Annotated in this window: 15 protein-coding genes; 10 read left to right on the top strand and 5 right to left on the bottom strand. The window is 65.6% G+C overall.

Translation table 11 applies throughout. The features are described from left to right. Positions 1-76 precede the first annotated feature (76 nt). The gene (locus Q6A47_RS13450) at positions 77-859 is read left to right on the top strand and encodes an outer membrane protein OmpK (RefSeq protein WP_039576476.1); all 783 of its coding nucleotides are present in this window, start codon (positions 77-79) and stop codon (positions 857-859) included. Between the two features lie 45 nt (positions 860-904). Here the strand turns inward: Q6A47_RS13450 and Q6A47_RS13445 are convergent, their stop codons facing one another. After that, a complete protein-coding gene (locus Q6A47_RS13445) occupies positions 905-1,825 on the bottom strand; it encodes a DUF808 domain-containing protein (RefSeq protein ID WP_304484531.1) in 921 nt (306 codons plus the stop codon). Between the two features lie 325 nt (positions 1,826-2,150). On the opposite strand from Q6A47_RS13445, the gene Q6A47_RS13440 reads away from it, so the two are divergent. Continuing rightward, positions 2,151-2,762, top strand: a complete 612-nt coding sequence (locus tag Q6A47_RS13440; protein WP_029613870.1) for a TetR/AcrR family transcriptional regulator — start codon at positions 2,151-2,153, stop codon at positions 2,760-2,762. 48 nt (positions 2,763-2,810) lie between these two features. Here Q6A47_RS13440 and Q6A47_RS13435 read toward each other — a convergent pair whose 3' ends face one another. Continuing rightward, the gene (locus Q6A47_RS13435; RefSeq protein ID WP_039576471.1) at positions 2,811-3,251 is read right to left on the bottom strand and encodes a GlcG/HbpS family heme-binding protein; all 441 of its coding nucleotides are present in this window, start codon (positions 3,249-3,251) and stop codon (positions 2,811-2,813) included. 372 nt (positions 3,252-3,623) lie between these two features. Here Q6A47_RS13435 and gcl point away from each other — a divergent pair, with 372 nt between their 5' ends. The 8 genes from gcl to Q6A47_RS13395 all read left to right on the top strand — a co-directional run bounded on the left by gcl (position 3,624) and on the right by Q6A47_RS13395 (position 12,955). Then, the gene (gene gcl / locus Q6A47_RS13430; protein ID WP_304484530.1) at positions 3,624-5,399 is read left to right on the top strand and encodes a glyoxylate carboligase; all 1,776 of its coding nucleotides are present in this window, start codon (positions 3,624-3,626) and stop codon (positions 5,397-5,399) included. A gap of 22 nt (positions 5,400-5,421) precedes the next feature. Beyond that, entirely contained in the window at positions 5,422-6,246 is an 825-nt protein-coding gene (gene hyi, locus Q6A47_RS13425) for a hydroxypyruvate isomerase (protein ID WP_116887874.1), read from the top strand. Between the two features lie 95 nt (positions 6,247-6,341). Beyond that, entirely contained in the window at positions 6,342-7,229 is an 888-nt protein-coding gene (locus Q6A47_RS13420; RefSeq protein ID WP_304484529.1) for a 2-hydroxy-3-oxopropionate reductase, read from the top strand. Positions 7,230-7,319: 90 nt separating this feature from the next. Beyond that, on the top strand, positions 7,320-8,594 hold the full coding sequence (locus Q6A47_RS13415) for a glycerate kinase type-2 family protein (protein ID WP_304484528.1): 1,275 nt from the start codon (positions 7,320-7,322) through the stop codon (positions 8,592-8,594). Then, positions 8,591-10,006 (top strand): pyruvate kinase, encoded by a 1,416-nt coding sequence (gene pyk, locus Q6A47_RS13410; RefSeq protein ID WP_039576460.1) that lies wholly within the window; start codon positions 8,591-8,593, stop codon positions 10,004-10,006. Before Q6A47_RS13415 ends, pyk begins: the two co-directional genes overlap by 4 nt. Before the next feature lie 103 nt (positions 10,007-10,109). Then, entirely contained in the window at positions 10,110-10,985 is an 876-nt protein-coding gene (locus Q6A47_RS13405) for an urea transporter (protein ID WP_304484527.1), read from the top strand. A gap of 46 nt (positions 10,986-11,031) precedes the next feature. Next, positions 11,032-11,862, top strand: coding sequence for an ion transporter (locus Q6A47_RS13400; protein WP_029614612.1), 831 nt, complete (start codon positions 11,032-11,034; stop codon positions 11,860-11,862). A gap of 94 nt (positions 11,863-11,956) precedes the next feature. Then, positions 11,957-12,955, top strand: a complete 999-nt coding sequence (locus tag Q6A47_RS13395; protein WP_304484526.1) for a sulfate ABC transporter substrate-binding protein — start codon at positions 11,957-11,959, stop codon at positions 12,953-12,955. A 57-nt stretch (positions 12,956-13,012) separates the two neighbouring features. Here the strand turns inward: Q6A47_RS13395 and recR are convergent, their stop codons facing one another. The 3 genes from recR to dnaX all read right to left on the bottom strand — a co-directional run bounded on the left by recR (position 13,013) and on the right by dnaX (position 16,135). Next, the gene (gene recR / locus Q6A47_RS13390; protein WP_039576452.1) at positions 13,013-13,615 is read right to left on the bottom strand and encodes a recombination mediator RecR; all 603 of its coding nucleotides are present in this window, start codon (positions 13,613-13,615) and stop codon (positions 13,013-13,015) included. An 83-nt stretch (positions 13,616-13,698) separates the two neighbouring features. Then, complete coding sequence (locus tag Q6A47_RS13385) at positions 13,699-14,034, bottom strand: YbaB/EbfC family nucleoid-associated protein (protein ID WP_029614614.1); 336 nt, start codon at positions 14,032-14,034, stop codon at positions 13,699-13,701. A gap of 61 nt (positions 14,035-14,095) precedes the next feature. After that, entirely contained in the window at positions 14,096-16,135 is a 2,040-nt protein-coding gene (gene dnaX, locus Q6A47_RS13380; RefSeq protein ID WP_304484525.1) for a DNA polymerase III subunit gamma/tau, read from the bottom strand. Between the last annotated feature and the right edge of the window lie 61 nt (positions 16,136-16,196).

Here is a 16,196-nt window from a genome sequence, read left to right as displayed (position 1 = left end):
CAAACCTGACCAAAAAGACAGAAAAAGCGCCGACACGAGCGCTGACACACATCCACTCAAGGGAGCGACCTCAACCATGCGGATTCTCAACAGCCTGATCCTCGCCGGCGGCCTGCTGGCCTGCGCCACCAGCCACGCCGGTGACCTGCTGAACTGGCAGAACAACAGCCTGACCTACCTGTGGGGCAAGAACTTCAAGGTCAACCCTGAAACCCAGCAGACCCTGACCTTCGAGCACGCCGACTCCTGGAAGTACGGCGACAACTTCCTGTTCGTCGACAAGATCTTCTACCAGGGCAAGAAAGACGGGAACAACGGCGCCAACACCTACTACGGTGAGATCTCCCCGCGCCTGTCGTTCGGCAAGATCTTCGATCAGAAGCTGGCGTTCGGCCCGGTGACCGACGTGCTCTTGGCCATGACCTACGAGTTCGGCGAAGGCGATACCGAGTCGTACCTGATCGGCCCCGGCTTCGACCTGGCCGTGCCGGGCTTCGACTACTTCCAGCTCAACTTCTACCACCGCACCACCGACGGCAGCCGCCCGGGCGATCATGTCTGGCAGATCACCCCGGTGTGGGGCTACACCCTGCCGGTGGGCGCCTCCGACGTGCTGATCGACGGCTTCATGGACTGGGTGGTGGACAACGACCGCAATGGGCGCGGCAGCTACCACGCCAACCTGCACTTCAACCCGCAGGTGAAGTACGACCTGGGCAAGGCGCTGCACATGGGTGAAAAACAGTTGTACGTGGGCATCGAGTACGACTACTGGAGCAACAAGTACGGCATCAAGGACAGCGATGCCTTCACCACCGACCAGAACACCATGAGCCTGCTGGTCAAGGTGCACTTCTGAGGGTGGCGCGGGCTGCTGGCCAGCCCGCGTCCTGCGCCGGACGGTTTACGCCGCCTGGCGCTGGCGAAGCTTGGAAAAGCCGCCGACGATCAGCGCCGTGATGAAGCCGGCCACCGCGCCGACCACGCCGAACAGGGCATATTTGACCACCGGCCCCCAGGCGCCGCTGGCCGCCACGAGCGACTCCAGGCCCTGCTCCAACGGGTGGATGCCTTCGGCGATGAACGTGCCGCCCACCAGGAACATGGCCACCGTGCCGATCCAGGACAGCGCTTTCATCAGCATCGGCGCGGCGGCCACCAGGCCCCGCCCCACGCTTTTCACGCACCGCCCCCACAGCCCCTGGGCCTTGGACTTGGCCAGGGCGAAGCCAGCGTCATCCAGCCGCACGATGCCGGCGACCAGGCCGTAGACACCGACCGTCATCAACAGGGCGATGATCACCAGCGTGAGAATCTGCTGGTACAACGGCGCCTCGGCCACCACGTTCAAGGTGATGACGATGATTTCGGCGCTGAGGATGAAGTCGGTCTTGATCGCCCCCTTGATCTTGCGCTGTTCGTACTCGGCAAGCGCCTCGGCGCTGCGCGGTACCGATTTGCTGGCCTGCGCCTCATCGCCGGGCTTGTCACGTGACAGCTTGTCCTTGATCGCCTCAAAGCCCTCGTAGCACAGGTACAGGCCGCCAGCCATGAGCAGCCATTTGACCGCCGCTGGCAGCACGGCGCTCAGTACCAGCGCGCACGGCACCAGAATGGCCTTGTTCCTCAGCGAGCCCTTGAACACCGCCCACACCACCGGCAATTCCCGGTCCGCCTTCATGCCGGTGACCTGCTCGGCATTGACCGCCAGGTCGTCGCTGAGCACGCTGGCGGACTTCTTCGCCGCCACCTTGCTCATCAGCGAAATATCGTCCAGAAGGGCCGCGATATCATCCAACAACGCGAAAAAACTGCTGCCTGCCATTGCTTTTACCCTTGATAGATTCGTGCCGTGTCAGCACCCCGGCGAGGCCATCCGACCGGCCTGCCGAGTGCATGATACGCGACTGATACCGCCCAAGCCGTTGCCTTGAGCGGTTCTGCGGCACGGTGCTACCATGCCTGCTCGCTCTTAGGCTTTGTTTGAAAAGTCTTGAGACGAAGGTCAGGCAAGGCGAAAACCGCCGAGGAAGCGGAGTTTACGTGTTGTAAATGAGCATTCCGAGGCGGTTTTCAACGCAGCATCACCGAGTATCAAGGCTTTTCAGACAAAGCCTAGAGGCGGCCAGTCACAGGAAGATCCACAGACCATGAGCACGATTCGCGAGCGCAACAAGGAACTGATCCTGCGCGCGGCCAGCGAGGAATTCGCCGACAAGGGCTTCGCGGCTACCAAGACCAGCGACATCGCGGCCAAGGCCGGGCTGCCCAAGCCGAATGTCTACTACTACTTCAAGTCCAAGGAAAACCTCTACCGCGAGGTGCTGGAAAGCATCATCGCACCGATCATGCAGGCCTCCACGCCGTTCAATGCCGAGGGCGATCCGCAGGAAGTGCTCAGCAACTACATCCGCTCGAAGGTCCGCATCTCCCGCGACCTGCCCCATGCGTCCAAGGTGTTCGCCAGCGAGATCATGCACGGCGCCCCGCACCTGTCGCCGTCGCAGGTGGAGCAGCTCAACGAGCAGGCCCGGCACAACATCGAATGCATCCAGCGCTGGATCGAACGCGGGCAGATCGCCCCGGTCGATCCGCACCACCTGATGTTCAGCATCTGGGCCGCGACCCAGACCTACGCGGACTTCGACTGGCAGATCGCCGTGGTCACCGGCAAGGCGAAACTCAGCGACAGCGACTACGACGCGGCCGCCGACACCATCATCCGCCTGGTGCTCAAGGGTTGCGAGCCGGAGCCTGCGTGAACATCCCCCGGGCCCTCACCTGCCAAGGGCCCGACACTGCCCGCCGGCTCACACCGCCGCGCCCGCATCTGCCCGCAAGCCCAGCGACTCGATCGCACTGATCGCGCACTGCTCGTCGACATCCGAGGTATCGCCACTGATGCCCAGCGCGCCCAGCACCGTGCCGGCCTGATCGCGAATCAGCACGCCTCCCGGCGCCGGTACCACGGCGCCGTCACCCAGCCCGTTGAGCGCGGCGAAGAACGCCGGGCGCTGCTGCGCGTCCAGCGCCAGCAGGCGCGACCCCTTGCCCAGCGCCACCGCGCCCCAGGCCTTGGCCGTGGCCAGTTGCGGACGCAGCAGGCTGGCCCCGTCCTCGCGCTGCAAGGCCAACAGATGCCCGCCGGCGTCCAGCACGGCCACGGTGAGAGGGGCCGCGTCGATTCGGCGTCCAGCGCAGAGCGCGGCGTGGACCAGGGTGTTGGCGACGTTGAGGGTGAGTGCAGTCATGGGAGGTCCTTTTATTGTTGTGTGGGGCCGGAATGCAGGTAGACCAATAGAGCACAGAATAATAGATATTTGTATACAATAATTTCGATCAATTAGGCTGGGGCTCCGGCACGTTCACACTGCGTCGTGGCCTTCCTACGTCCCGCAGCCGTCCCCGAGAATTGCCCGAAAGACTGAGCTCATGCGGTAGGTATGGGAGCGGCCCGGTGTCGCGACAGGGCTGCAAAGCAGCACCAATCAAGCGCTACGCCCACTCATCGATTCGATCTGCAGAGCATCCGATGAAAACCCATTGACCTTGAACTCAGACCATGAATACACTCGTCCGCAAGTCGTGTTGTATACAATTACAAAATAAATGAGGCACAAGACATGAGCAAAATGAGAGCAATCGATGCCGCCGTACTGGTCATGCGCCGGGAAGGCGTCGACACCGCCTTCGGCATTCCAGGCGCGGCGATCAACCCGCTGTACTCGGCCCTGAAGAAGGTTGGCGGCATCGATCACGTCCTCGCGCGCCATGTCGAAGGGGCCTCGCACATGGCTGAAGGCTATACCCGCGCCAACCCCGGCAACATCGGGGTGTGCATCGGCACCTCCGGTCCTGCCGGCACCGACATGGTCACCGGCCTGTACAGTGCCTCGGCCGACTCCATCCCCATCCTCTGCATCACCGGCCAGGCGCCGCGCTCGCGCCTGCACAAGGAAGACTTCCAGGCGGTGGACATCACCAGCATCGTCAAGCCGGTGACCAAGTGGGCGACCACCGTGCTGGAGCCAGGCCAGGTGCCCTACGCCTTCCAGAAAGCCTTCCACGAAATGCGCAGCGGCCGCCCCGGCCCGGTGCTGATCGATTTGCCATTCGACGTGCAGATGGCCGAGATCGAGTTCGACATCGAGGCCTACGAACCGCTGCCGGTACACAAGCCCTCGGCCACGCGCATCCAGGCGGAAAAGGCCCTGGCACTGCTCAACGACGCCGAACGCCCGCTGCTGGTGGCCGGCGGCGGCATCATCAATGCCGATGCCAGCGACAAGCTGGTGGCATTCGCCGAACTGACCGGCGTGCCGGTGATTCCGACCTTGATGGGCTGGGGCTGCCTGCCCGACGATCATCCGCAGATGGTCGGCATGGTCGGGCTGCAAACCTCGCACCGCTACGGCAATGCCACTTTGCTCAAGTCCGACCTGGTGTTCGGCATCGGCAACCGCTGGGCCAACCGCCATACCGGCTCCGTGGAGGTCTACACCGAGGGCCGCCGCTTCATTCACGTGGACATCGAGCCCACCCAGATCGGCCGGGTGTTCACCCCGGACCTGGGGATCGTCTCCGATGCCGGCGCGGCGCTCGATGCATTCATCGAGGTGGCCCGCGAGTGGCAGGCGGCCGGCAAGCTCAAGTGCCGCAAGGACTGGTTGCAGGACTGCCAGCAGCGCAAGGCCAGCCTGCAACGCAAGACCCACTTCGACCAGGTGCCGGTCAAGCCGCAGCGGGTGTACCAGGAGATGAACCAGGTGTTCGGCAAGGACACCTGCTATGTCAGCACCATCGGCCTGTCGCAGATCGCTGGCGCGCAGTTCCTGCATGTGTACAAGCCACGGCACTGGATCAACTGCGGCCAGGCCGGCCCGCTGGGCTGGACCATCCCCGCCGCCCTCGGCGTGGTCAAGGCCGACCCTGCGCGCCAGGTGGTGGCGCTGTCGGGCGACTACGATTTCCAGTTCATGATCGAGGAACTGGCCGTGGGCGCGCAGTTCAACCTGCCCTATGTCCACGTGCTGGTGAACAACGCCTACCTCGGCCTGATCCGCCAGGCCCAGCGTGGCTTCGACATGGACTACTGTGTTCAACTCGCCTTCGAGAACATCAACGCCACCGAGGCCGGCAACTACGGCGTGGATCACGTCGCGGTGGTCGAGGGCCTGGGCTGCAAGGCACTGCGGGTGTTCGAGCCGAACGACATCGCCCCGGCCCTGCGCAAGGCGCAGGAAATGGCCCAGCAGTTGCGCGTACCGGTGGTGGTCGAGGTGATACTCGAGCGAGTGACCAATATTTCCATGGGCACCGAGATCAATGCGGTCAACGAATTCGAAGACCTGGCGCTGGTCGGCAACGACGCGCCGACCGCCCTCTCGCTGCTCGACTGACTGCCCACGCAAGGAGACTCCCATGCCGCGCTTTGCCGCCAACCTGTCCATGCTGTTCACCGAACAGGACTTCCTGGCCCGCTTCAAGGCCGCCGCCGACGCGGGCTTCAGCGGTGTCGAATACCTGTTTCCCTACGACTTCAGCGCCCACGACATCCAGCGCGAGCTGCAGGCCCATGGCCTGACCCAGGTGCTGTTCAACCTGCCCGCCGGCGACTGGGCCAGCGGCGAGCGCGGCATCGCCTGTCACCCGGACCGGGTCGAGGAATTCCGCGCCGGCGTCGACAAGGCCATCGACTACGCCAAGGTGCTGGGCAATACCCAGGTCAACGCCCTGGCCGGCATCCGTCCGCCTGCGGCGAACGAGGCCAGCGTGCGCCAGACCTTCGTCGCCAACCTCCAGTACGCCGCCGACAAACTCCAGGCCGCCGGTATCCGTCTGGTCATGGAGATGATCAACACCCGTGACATCCCTGGCTTCTACCTGAACACCACGGCGCAGGCCCTGGAGATCCAGGCCGAAGTCGGCAGTGCCAACCTGTACCTGCAATACGACATCTACCACATGCAGATCATGGAAGGCGACCTGGCGCGCACGCTGCAAGCCAACCTGGCGCTGATCAACCACGTGCAACTGGCCGACAACCCCGGTCGCCACGAGCCCGGCACCGGCGAGATCAACTACCGCTTCCTGTTCGAGCACCTGGACCGTATCGGTTACCAGGGGTGGGTGGGCGCCGAGTACAAACCGCTGACCACGACCGAAGCCGGCCTGGGCTGGCTGAAGACCCAGGTGGGCGCGGGCGTGTCCCGCGAAAGCGCCCGCACAGACACCTCCATCGCCTGACCGAACGCATTCGCGGGGCAAGCCCGTTCCCACAGGGTTTCGTGGCAGCCCCGCGATCAGCTACCCACAACGCCAATAAAAAGAGGCACATTCTCATGGCCAAGATCGGCTTCATCGGCACCGGCATCATGGGCAAGCCCATGGCCCAGAACCTGCAAAAGGCAGGTCACAGCCTGTTCGTCTCCACCCACCACTCAGCGGCCCCCGCCGACCTGATCGCCGCCGGCGCGGTGGCCCTGGCCAACCCCAGGGAAGTGGCCCAGGAGGCCGAGTTCATCATCGTCATGGTGCCCGACACGCCGCAGGTCGAGGGGGTACTGTTCGGCGAGCAGGGCGTCGCCGAGGGCGTCGGCCCGAACAAGGTGGTGATCGACATGAGCTCGATTTCGCCCATTGCCACCAAGGCTTTCGCCGAGAAGATCGAGCGCAGTGGCGCGGCCTACCTGGACGCGCCGGTCTCAGGCGGCGAGGTCGGTGCCAAGGCCGCGACCCTGAGCATCATGGTCGGCGGTTGCGAAAAGGCCTTCGAGCGCGCCCTGCCGCTGTTCCAGGCCATGGGCAAGAACATCACCCGCGTCGGCGGCAGCGGCGACGGCCAGACCGCCAAGGTGGCCAACCAGATCATCGTCGCCCTGAATATCCAGGCGGTGGCCGAAGCGTTGTTGTTCGCAGCCAGGAACGGCGCCGACCCGGCCAAGGTGCGCGAGGCGCTGATGGGCGGCTTCGCCTCCTCGAAGATTCTCGAGGTGCACGCCGAGCGCATGATCAAGGGCACCTTCGATCCAGGTTTCCGCATCAACCTGCACCAGAAAGACCTCAACCTGGCCCTGCAGGGCGCCAAGGAGCTGGGCATCAACCTGCCCAACACCGCCAACGCCCAGCAGGTGTTCAACACCTGCCAGGCCCTGGACGGCGGCAACTGGGACCACTCGGCGCTGATCAAAGGCCTCGAGCACATGGCCAACTTTTCCATTCGCGACTAGCCGAAGATTCGAGCGGCAAGCGGCAAGCTGCAAGATAAAGCAGATCGGCTTGCAGCTTGCCGCTTGTAGCTTGCCGCTCAGGAGAGTGCCATGTTGGTCGATGCACAGAAACGTCTGCTCGAATTGTTTGAAACGGCCATTGCGGCTGCACATCCTCGTCAGGTCCTTGAGGGCCATCTGCCTGCCGATCGCAGTGGGCGGGTCATCGTTATCGGCGCGGGCAAGGCTGCGGCGGCCATGGCCGAAGTGGTCGAGCAGTGCTGGCAGGGTGAGGTCAGCGGACTGGTGGTCACCCGCTACGGGCACGGCGCACGCTGCCAGAAAATCGAAGTGGTCGAAGCGGCCCATCCGGTGCCCGACGCGGCCGGGCTGGCCGTGGCCACACGGGTGCTGGCGCTGGTGAGCGACCTCACAGAAAAAGACCGGGTCATCTTTCTGCTGTCCGGTGGCGGCTCCGCGCTGTTGGCGTTGCCCGCCGCGGGGCTGAGCCTGGCGGACAAGCAGCAGGTGAACAAGGCGCTGCTCAAGTCCGGCGCCACCATCGGCGAGATGAACTGCGTGCGCAAGCACCTCTCGGCGATCAAGGGTGGGCGTCTGGCCAAGGCCTGCTGGCCCGCCAGTGTCTACACCTACGCCATTTCCGATGTGCCGGGCGACCTGGCCACGGTCATTGCCTCCGGGCCGACCGTGGCCGATCCCAGCACCTCGGCCGACGCCTTGGCGATTCTCAAGCGCTACGCCATCGACGCGCCGCAGGCCGTGATCGACTGGCTGCACGACCCCGCGTCGGAAACCGTCAAGCCAGGCGACCCGGCGCTCAGTCGCAGCCATTTCCAACTGATCGCCAAGCCCCAGCAATCCCTGGAAGCCGCCGCGGTCGCCGCCCGCCGGGCCGGCTTCAGCCCACTGATCCTCGGCGACCTGGAGGGCGAGGCGCGCGAGGTGGCCAAGGTGCATGCCGGCATCGCCCGCCAGATCGTCCTGCATGGCCAGCCGCTCAAGCCGCCCTGCGTGATTCTGTCCGGCGGCGAGACCACCGTCACCGTGCGCGGCACGGGCCGCGGCGGGCGCAATGCCGAATTCCTGCTGAGCCTCACCGACAGCCTCAAGGGACTGCCCGGCGTCTATGCCCTGGCCGGCGACACCGACGGTATCGACGGCTCGGAAGACAACGCCGGCGCCTTGATGACCCCGGCCACCTACGCCCGCGCCCAGGCCCTGGGCCTGTCGAGCAGCGCCGCGCTGGATGACAACGACGGCTACGGCTACTTCGCCGCACTCGACGCCCTGGTCGTCACCGAACCGACCCGCACCAACGTCAACGACTTCCGCGCCATTCTGATCCTCGAGGCCCCGCATCCATGACGCTCGACAAGAAAGTGAAGATCCTCGCGACCCTGGGGCCTGCCATCGGCAGCCGCGACGCGGTGCGCCAACTGGTCGAGGCCGGGGTCAACCTGTTTCGCCTCAACTTCAGCCACGGCGAGCACGCCGACCACGCCCTGCGCTACCAGTGGATCCGCGAGGTCGAGCAGCAGATGAACCGGCCGCTGGGCATCCTCATGGACTTGCAAGGGCCGAAGCTGCGCGTCGGGCGCTTCGCCGAAGGCCAGGTGCACTTGCAGCGCGGCCAGCACCTGCGCCTGGACCTGGACGAGACACCGGGCGACAGCCAGCGGGTCAACCTGCCGCACCCGGCGATCATCGCGGCGTTGCAGCCGGGCATGGACCTGCTGCTGGACGACGGCAAGCTGCGCCTGCGGGTTGTCGCCAAGCACGCCGAGGCCATCGACACCGAGGTGCTGGTCGGGGGCGAGTTGTCCGACCGCAAGGGCGTCAATGTGCCCCAGGCGCTGCTCGACCTCTCGCCACTCACCGACAAGGACCGCCGCGACCTGGCCTTCGGCCTGGAGCTGGGGGTGGACTGGGTGGCGTTGTCGTTCGTGCAGCGCCCGGAGGATATCGTCGAGGCCCGGCAGCTGATCGGCGAGCGTGCCTACCTGATGGCCAAGATCGAAAAGCCTTCGGCGGTAGAGCACCTGCAGGCCATCGCCGAGCTGGCCGATGCGATCATGATCGCCCGTGGCGACCTGGGTGTGGAGGTGCCGGCCGAGCAGGTGCCGCAGATCCAGAAACGCATCATCGGCACCTGCCGCCAGTTGGGCAAGCCAGTGGTGGTGGCCACGCAGATGCTCGAGTCCATGCGCTTTTCTCCGGCGCCGACCCGCGCCGAGGTCACCGATGTGGCCAATGCCGTGGCCGAAGGCGCCGATGCGGTGATGCTGTCGGCCGAGACGGCGTCCGGCGACTACCCGATGGAAGCGGTGCAGATGATGAGCAAGATCATTCGCCAAGTGGAGAACGGCCCGGACTACCAGGCCCAGCTCGACGTCGCCCGGCCCAAGGCCGAGGCCACGGTGTCGGACGCCATCAGCTGCGCCATCCGCCGTATCAGCGCCATCCTGCCGGTGGCGGTGCTGGTCAACTACAGCGAGTCGGGCGCCTCGACCCTGCGCGCCGCGCGCGAACGGCCGACGGCGCCGATCCTCAACCTGACGCCCAACCTGCGCACCGCCCGACGCCTGAGCCTGACCTGGGGCGTGCATTCGGTGGTCAACGACCGCCTGCATCAGGTCGACGAAATCTGTTCGACAGCGCTGGAGATCGCCCAGGCCCAAGGTATGGCCTGTCGCGGCGATACCTTGCTGATTACCGCCGGGGTGCCCTTCGGCAAACCGGGCACCACCAACACCTTGAGGATCGAGACCCTGATCTGACTGCCGGGGCGGCTACCCGCCGCCGCGCAGCGCACCACGACACGGCGCAAAACCGAGGCCCGAAGAGGCCCAGCGCCTTCCTGCCACCTTCACTGACTGCCCCATGTACACCAAGAACTTCGTCAACCCGTGCCCCGACTGGGCCACGGCCCTGCTCAACGGCTTCAGCCAGGTCCTGCTGCTGCGCAATCCCCTGTGCGGCGTGTGCTGCCTGCTGGCAATCCTGCTCACGGCGCCGGCCCTGGTCGGCGGCGCCCTGCTCGGCGCGCTCGCCGGGCTGCTCACGGCACAACGCCGAGGCTACGAGCGCGCCGACCGCCAGGCCGGGCTGTACAGCTACAACGGCGTGCTGATCGGCCTGCTGATCAGCGCCGTGCTGCCGTGGTCGGCCATCCTGCCGCCCTTGATTCTCGCCGCCGGGGGCCTGTCGAGCATGCTCACGCACCAATGGCGCAAGCGCGGCGGGCCCTTGCTGACCGCCTACACGGCGCCCTTCGTGCTCCTGGGCTGCGCGGCCCTGGCGCTCGCCGAACCCGCCGCGCCCTGGGTGGTGGCGGGCGAACCCGTGCAAGGCGTGCTGCGCGGGCTGGGCCAGGTGTTCCTGCTGGACGCGCCGCTGGCCGGACTGTTGATCGTACTCGGCCTGTTGATCGCCCATCCCTACGCGGCGCTCTGGGCCGTGCTCGGCTCGACGCTCGGCGGTGGCGCGGCCCTGCTGGCCGACCAGCCCCAGGCCGCGGCGCTGGGGCTGTACGGTTTCAACACCGCCCTGGCGGCGCTGGCGTTCAGCCGGCACGGCGAGCGTCCTTGGATCACCCTGCTGGCCATCGCCCTGGCCCTGCTGGTGCAGGCCCTGTTCGCGCATGCCGCGCTGCCGTCGCTCACCGCACCCTTCGTCATCGCCTGCTGGCTGATGCACCTGGGCGGCCATCTCGCCGGGCTCGCGCGGCGGCGCAACGTGCAACGCTTGCACGGCTGAGAGCCAGGCCATAGGCTCAGCCGCTACGCCCTATGGAACGCTTCAGATGGACACACCTGCGAGCCTGCGCGAGCGGCTCTACGTCATCGTCTTCCAGTCCGACACGGTGGCTGGCCGACGCTTCGACAAAACCCTGCTGCTGATCATCCTCGCCAGCCTGGTCACGGTCATTCTCGACAGCATCGACGAGGTGCACCGCAGTTACTCAGGCTTGCTGGCAGGCATCGAGTGGGGCTTCACGGCGATCTTCCTCGCCGAATACCTGACGCGCCTGTACTGCTCGCCCAAGCCGCTGCGCTACGCCTTCAGCTTCTACGGGCTGGTCGACCTGCTAGCCATCGTGCCGGGGATCATCGCCCTGTACTACAGCGACGCCCAGTACCTGCTGATCGTGCGGGTCATCCGCATGCTGCGCATTTTCCGCGTGCTCAAGCTCGGCCCCTACCTCAAGCAGGCGCACTACCTGCTCGATGCACTGCGCGGCAGCAAGCAGAAGATCATCGTGTTCCTGGTCAGCGTCTCGACCCTGGTGACGGTGTTCGGCACGCTGATGTACGTGATCGAAGGCCCCGAACATGGGTTCACCAGCATTCCCAAGGGTATCTACTGGGCCATCGTCACCCTGACCACCGTGGGCTTCGGCGACATCGTGCCCAGGACGCCGCTTGGCCAGGTGGTGTCCTCGATGGTGATGATCATCGGTTACTCGATCATCGCGGTGCCCACCGGCATCTTCACCGCCGAGCTGGCCAACGCCATGCGCGGCGAGCAGTTGCGCCACGACTGCCCCACCTGTGCCAAGAACACCCACGAGCCGGCGGCGGCATTCTGCTCGCGCTGCGGCAACCCGTTGTTTCCCAAGACCGGGCAGGCATAAGCAAAGTCCGTTTCGGTCTTTAAAGGCGCAAGAACCCACGGTTATAGTTGCTGGCAAATTGCCAAACTTTCACTCACAACAAGGATCGCCCGCTGTGAAAAAACTCTTCAGTGCCTCGCTGCTCGTCGCCGGGCTTACGCTGGGCACGCTGGCCCAGGCTGCACCGACGCTGCTGAACGTGTCCTACGACGTGATGCGCGACTTCTACAAGGACTACAACCCGGCATTCCAGAAGCACTGGGAGCAACAGCACCAGGAGAAGGTCAATGTGCAGATGTCCTTCGGCGGCTCGAGCAAACAGGCGCGCGCGGTGATCGACGGCCTGCCGGCCGATGTGATCACCATGAACATGGCCACCGACATCAACGCGCTGGTCGACAACGGCAAGCTGATCCCGGACAACTGGGTCAGCCGTCTGCCGAACAACAGTGCGCCCTTCACCTCGGCCACCGTGTTCATCGTGCGCAAGGGCAACCCCAAGGCCCTGAAAGACTGGCCGGACCTGCTCAAGGACGGCGTCCAGGTGATCGTGCCCAACCCCAAGACCTCGGGCAACGGCCGCTACACCTACCTCTCGGCCTGGGGCTATGTGCTCAAGCAGGGCGGTGATGAGGCCAAGGCGCGCGAGTTCGTCGGCAAGCTGTTCAAGCAGGCGCCGGTGCTCGACACCGGGGGTCGCGCCGCCACCACCACGTTCATGACCAACCAGATCGGCGACGTCTTGGTGACCTTCGAGAACGAGGCGGAGATGATCGCTCGCGAATTTGGCCGCGATCAATTCGAGGTGGTCTACCCGAGCGTGTCGGCCGAGGCCGAGCCGCCGGTCAGCGTGGTCGACAAGGTGGTGGCCAAGAAGGGTACCCAGGCCGTGGCCGAGGAGTACCTGAAATACCTGTGGTCGCCAGCGGCCCAGGAGATCGCCGCTCAGAACTACCTGCGCCCGCGCGATGCCACGGTTCTGGCCAAGTACACCGACCGCTTCCCGAAAGTCGATTTCCTCTCGGTGGAGAAGACCTTCGGCGACTGGCGCACCGTGCAGAAGACCCACTTCAACGACGGTGGCGTGTTCGACCAGATCTATACCGGCCAGTAATCAGGCCGCTCGCGCCGTCGCCGCAGCACCTGGCTGCCGCGACGGCGCCGCTTGACGCTAGAGCGAAATCGGTCGGCGGCCCGCGAAAGCATGCGCCAGCGTGCCGCCATCGACCAGTTCCAGCTCGCCACCCAGCGGCACGCCGTGGGCGATGCGCGAAGCGGTCAGGCCCTTCTCGGCCAGCAACTGGGCGATGTAGTGCGCGGTGGCCTCGCCCTCCACGGTCGGGTTAGTCGCCAGGATCACTTCGGTGAAGGTGCCCTGCTCTTCTATGCGCGCCATCAACTGTGGAATACCGATCGCCTCAGGGCCGAGGCCATCGAGCGGCGACAGGTGCCCCTTGAGCACGAAGTAGCGGCCGCGATAGCCGGTCTGCTCCACCGCATACACGTCCATCGGCCCTTCCACCACGCACAGTTGGGTATCGTCGCGCCGTGGGTCGGCGCATTGCGGGCACAGTTCCTGTTCGGTGAGGGTGCGGCACTGGCGACAGTGGCCAACGCCCTCCATGGCTTGGCCAAGGGCCTGGGCCAGGCGCGTGCCGCCGCTGCGGTCGCGTTCGAGCAACTGCAGGGCCATGCGCTGGGCGGTTTTCTGGCCGACGCCGGGGAGCACGCGCAGGGCGTCGATCAGTTGGCGGATCAAAGGGCTGAAGCTCATGGGGACAGGCCTGTCAGTAGTGCAGAATGAAGAAGGGAGCAGCGGTCAGAGGACCGTGCTCCCTGTAGGTGTCCGAGAACCCCTCAGAACGGCATCTTGAAGCCCGGCGGCAGTTGCATGCCAGCGGTCATGTTGCCCATCTTGTCCTGGCTGTTCTGCTCGATCTTGCGCACGGCGTCGTTCAGCGCCGCAGCGATCAGGTCCTCGAGCACTTCCTTGTCGTCCGGGTCGGTGGTCATCAGGCTGGCGTCGATATTGACCCGCTTGACATCGTGACGACCGGTCATCACCACGCTGACCAGGCCGGCGCCGGACTGACCGGTGACTTCCGCATTGGCCAGTTCTTCCTGCATCTTGGCCATTTTTTCCTGCATCTGCTGGGCCTGCTTCATCAGGCCGGCCATGCCACCTTTCATCATGGGGAAATCCTCGATTGGGTCATGTATGCACCCGGCTCTGGGTCGGGTGCAGGGTGTTCGTTCACTGCCCAGGACTGGCCTGGGCGGTCTCCACGGGTTCGATTGTATCGTGGCGCACGCGTGCGCCGAACCGCTGGATCATCTGCTGGACCAGCGGGTCTTGCTCGATCGACACCTCGGCGTCGTGCTGACGCTCGGCGCGCTTGCGCGCGGCGGCCTGGGCCGGGGTTTCCTGCTCGGGGCGAATCAGCTCGATCTGCAGGCGCAGGCTGCGCCCCAGGTGCTGGTTGAGCGCTTCGTTCAGGCGCCGTTGCTGGGTACTGTTGAACAGCGCGCCCTGCCCCGGGTCCAGGTGCAGCAGCCAGTCGTCGCCTTCGGCGCGGATCAGCGTGCAGTTCGCGGCGATGTTGCCTGTCATACCCGAGACCGGCAAGTGCGGGAATAATTCCAGCCACTGCAGGGCCAACCCGGTGGCCGGCTGAGCCGCTGGCAGCGGCTCGGGCGGGGTGAGCGGTTCGGCTTCGTGCACGTGCTCGGCCAGCTCGTCCAGGTAGGTGAAGCTGGCGGGGTCGGCTTCGGGCGCGTAGTAGTCGTCATCCGGGCCGTCGTCGTCGCGCTCCATCCCGACCGACGCATAGGCGCCTGGATCGAAGGGCGGCTCGTCGTAATCAGGCTGGCCACGCGGCGGTTGGACCGGGGCGGGAGCCGCGACAGGCGCAGGCGCTTGGGGCTCAGGCGCCACGGCCGCTTCCCACGGCAGGTCGATCACCTCCTCGACAGCGTGTTCATCGGCGGGCTCGACGCCAGGTTCGTCCTGGGCGACGGGTTCGGGTTCGGCTTGCACCGGTACCGCAGGCTCGGCGGGCAGCGGCGCTTCGACGGCCGGCGCCGGGGCCGGCTCGACGACCGGCGCAGGCGCCTCGGCAACCGCCACCGTCGCCACCGGCTGGGCGGGATCAGCTGTGGCCTGGCTGATCCCCACCGGCTTTAGCACCGGTTTCGGGGCGTCGTCGGCATCGGCCGGACGGAACGCCAGCATGCGCAGCAGGACCATCTCGAAGCCGCCGCGCGGCTCCGGTGCCAGGGGCAGGTCACGTCGGCCGATCAGGCCCATCTGGTAATAGAACTGCACGTCCTCGGCCGGCAGCGCGGCGGCCAGGGCCAGCACCTTGTCACGGTCGCCCTGGCCATTGTCCACCGCCTCGGGCAGCGCCTGGGCGATGGCCACCCGGTGCAGCACATTGAGCATCTCGGCCAGCACGCCGCTCCAGTCCGGGCCCTGCTCGGCCAGCTCGCGCACTGCCTCCAGCAGCGCGCGGGCATCGCCTTCGAGCAGCGCCTGCAGCACGCCGTAGACCTGACCATGATCCAGCGTGCCCAGCATCGCCCGCACGTCGGCGGCCAGCACCTTGCCCTCGCCGAAGGCGATGGCCTGGTCGGTCAGGCTCATGGCATCGCGCATCGAACCGTCGGCGGCGCGGCCGAGCAGCCACAAGGCGTCCTGCTCGAACGGCACGTTTTCGGCCTCGAGCACGTGGCTCAAGTGCTCGACCACCCGCTCCGGGCTCATGTTCTTCAGCGAGAACTGCAAGCAGCGCGACAGGATGGTCGCCGGCAGCTTCTGCGGATCGGTAGTGGCCAGGATGAACTTGACGTAGGGCGGCGGCTCCTCCAGCGTCTTGAGCAAGGCATTGAAAGAATGGCTGGAGAGCATGTGCACTTCGTCGATCAGGTAGACCTTGAAGCGCCCGCGGCTCGGTGCGTACTGCACGTTGTCGAGCAGTTCGCGGGTATCCTCGACCTTGGTGCGGCTGGCGGCGTCGATCTCGATCAGGTCGACGAAGCGGCCCTCGTCGATTTCGCGACACACCGAACAGGTGCCGCAGGGGGTGGACGTGATGCCGGTTTCGCAGTTCAGGCACTTGGCGATGATCCGCGCGATGGTGGTCTTGCCCACGCCGCGCGTGCCGGTGAACAGATAGGCGTGGTGCAGGCGCTGGTTGTCCAGGGCGTTGATCAATGCCTTGAGCACATGGGTCTGCCCGACCATCTCGCGGAACGAGCGCGGCCGCCATTTACGTGCAAGAACCTGATAACTCATCGAAAAACCATCGCAGCCAGAACAAGCGGAAGATCGCCAATGCTAGCGGAGCGGGGGCAAA

The organism is Pseudomonas boreofloridensis (genome assembly GCF_030580795.1).
Taxonomy (GTDB): Bacteria; Pseudomonadota; Gammaproteobacteria; order Pseudomonadales; family Pseudomonadaceae; genus Aquipseudomonas; species Aquipseudomonas boreofloridensis.
This window is presented reverse-complemented; position numbering and strand designations above follow the sequence as displayed.